2 protein-coding genes are annotated in these 2720 nt (G+C 71.7%); both read right to left on the bottom strand.

All coding sequences use genetic code 11. The features are described 5' to 3' along the window. Window position 1 precedes the first annotated feature (1 nt). Window positions 2-1156 (bottom strand): terpene synthase, encoded by a 1155-nt coding sequence (locus ACFU6K_RS35985; RefSeq protein ID WP_380670390.1) that lies wholly within the window; start codon window positions 1154-1156, stop codon window positions 2-4. Between the two features lie 350 nt (window positions 1157-1506). Beyond that, a complete protein-coding gene (locus ACFU6K_RS35980; RefSeq protein ID WP_380670388.1) occupies window positions 1507-2244 on the bottom strand; it encodes a VOC family protein in 738 nt (245 codons plus the stop codon). Window positions 2245-2720 lie beyond the last annotated feature (476 nt).

Here is a 2720-nt window from a genome sequence, read left to right as displayed (position 1 = left end):
GTCACCGAACGGCGCCACCCCGTGCGGCGGATGGCTCCGGCGAGGCGCGCCAACGCGCGGCGGAGGTGCCCGGGCCGGTCGGGCCCTGGGGGAAGGCGGGCAGCGGTGGCCGGTCGAAGCGGCCGGTCGCCTCGTGCCAGGCGTAGGAGCCGGCGGTCGCGGTCATGAGTGCCTGGACGTAGGACCTGGTCCGGGAGGCCAGCGGCTCACCGATCCCCTCGTCGGCCATGGCCTGGTCGAGCTCCGGGAGGACCGTGGTCTCCAGGGTCCGTACCCGGCAGGTGAGCAGCCGGTTCATCAGGGCGAAGGCGTCCGCGAGGTCGTGGTCGCGGGTGAGGGACCTGCGCAGGACTTCGACGCCGTTGTTCCCGACGCCGCCCTCGCCGACCTCGCGATGGTAGGAGACGATGTCGTTGTGCAGGCTGATGACGTCGGCGAAGGCGCGCAGCGCGCTCTGGAACGGCTGTAGGCGGTGCACCTGGCCGGGGATCTCGCCGAGGCCGTGCTCCATGAGGGTGGCGGTCACCGGCAGTCCGCCGAACTCCCGGCGGGCGTGGACGTATTCGATCGGATCGTCGACGCCCGCGCCTTCGCCGCCGCGGTCGAGCCGGTCCAGCTCCCCCAGGGAGCCGCGCAGGAACCGTTCGACATCGGAGGCGAAGCGGCGGCGCCAGGCGGGGCTCATCGTGGGTGCGGTCCTCGGCCACAGGTCGGCGAAGGCCCGCTCGACCGGGTTCCGCGGCACCGGGTCGATCAGGGCGGGCGGCCCCTCGACGGGGAGGAACCGCAGCAGGCGGTCGATCCGGTGGAGCACGGCGTCCCGGTCGGCCGCGTCGCGGCACAGGGGGAGGAAGAGGTCGTCGACGAACCAGAGGGCGACGTGCCAGGCGGCCGTCAAGGTGAGCTCGTCGGGCCCGGCGTCCGGATGGGTCATCGCTACCCACAGGGGGAAGTCCGCCTTCTCGTAGGTCTCCCGGCTCCACTGCCGGGGCCACCGCGAGGTGTAGGCGTCCTCGAACAGGCCCGTTCGCTCCGCCCAGGCCCTCACCTCGGCACGGACCCGTTCGAGATGGGGACTCGTACGCTGCGCGAACGGCATGAAGAACGCGTGCGGCCCGCCGGGGGAGCCGGCGGGCCGGGACGGGCGAACAAGCATCCGGGGACTCCATTCGCGGAACCGACTTCCGGGCACCCGTCGTCCATCGGGCCCCGAGGGGGCTCATCGTAAAGATCGGCGCAGCCGTGCGACACGAATTCCGGGAAACCCGTACCGCGTTCACGAAAACCGTGTTCCAGGCCTTTGATCCGCCTGGGAACAATGGAGCCGCCGGCCCCGCCGCTGCCGAGCGACCGGGACGCCGAGAACCGGGTGACCGGATCGGTGCGGTGCTTGACCTCGCGGTTGATCTGCTCCGGCGGGTCCGTCGATTGGATCCTGATCACAACTTCGCACGGGCTTAGGCATAGCGGTGGTCGAGCAGGTGATCGGCCTGGGGTGGAGCCGGGCTAGCGGGGGCTGAGCAGGCAGAACTCGTTGCCCTCCGGGTCGGTCAGGATCCGCCACGAGATGGCGGACTGGTCGATGCCCGGGTCGGAGGCGCCCAGAGCGCGCAGCCTGGCCTCCTCGGCTGCCGGGTCGTCACCGCGGTAGGGGCTGACGTCCAGGTGGACGCGGTTCCACCCGCTCTTGGTGTCGGGGGTGCGGACGAACTCCAGGTAGGGGCCGACGCCGTGGGCGGACCGCATGGTCGCGTGGTCGTCGGCGGCCTCGTGCACCGTCCAGTCCATTGCCTCGCCCCAGAACCGGGCCATCGCCCGCGGGTCGGTGCAGTCGACCACCACTGCGGCGATCGGCCCGGTGTCCCGGTAGATCTCCCGGGGCTCCAGGACGCAGAACTCGTTGCCCTCGGGGTCGGCCATGACCGTCCAGGGGACGTCGCCCTGCCCCACGTCGGCGATCGTCGCGCCGAGGTCCTTCAAGCGTGCGACCAGCTCCGCCTGATGGGCCGCCGAGGTGGTGGCCAGGTCGAGGTGCACCCGGTTCTTCACCGTCTTGGGTTCCGGGCGGGCGATGAGGTCGACGCAGACGGCCGCGGGGTCGGGGTATGCGAAGCCGACCGGTTCGAGGTTGGTCACGCCGGGGCCCTCGCTGTCGACACCCCAACCGAGTGCCTCCGCCCAGAACCGGCCGAGCGCGGCATCGTCCTGGGCCTTCATGTTGATCTGCACGAGTCGTGTTGCCATGCCGCAGATCCTAGATCCGGAGTCGGCCGGCTTCAGCAGAGTTCCAGGGCGGCGAGCCACCGCTCCGCGCACCGTTGCCGCCGGCTCGTTCATATGAGCAAAGCCACCCGCGAGCGCGGGGCCGACACTATCTCGAAGTCGGTCACGTCCGTCCCCTCCGAGTAACCCCCCCCGCGAGCGCGGGGCCGACAGGCCAGGGATGGAGCGAAGCCGATCAGGCCCGGAGTAACCCCCGCGAGCGCGGGGCCGACGCCAGTGCCGGAGCACCGACCTTCGTCAGCGCGGAGTAACCCCCGCGAGCGCGGGGCCGACCACTGCGAGAGGTGAACGGACGTGGCGAACTGGGAGTAACCCCCGCGAGCGCGGGGCCGACGCCGTCTTCGACCTCCCCGGGGCCGTCGCCGACGAGTAACTCCCGTGAGCGCGGGGCCGACCGGTCGGCCCCGCAGGAGCACGAGCACGAGGGGGAGTAACCC

The organism is Kitasatospora sp. NPDC057512 (assembly GCF_042802135.1).
In the GTDB taxonomy this organism is placed as follows: Bacteria; Actinomycetota; Actinomycetes; order Streptomycetales; family Streptomycetaceae; genus Kitasatospora.
This window is presented reverse-complemented; position numbering and strand designations above follow the sequence as displayed.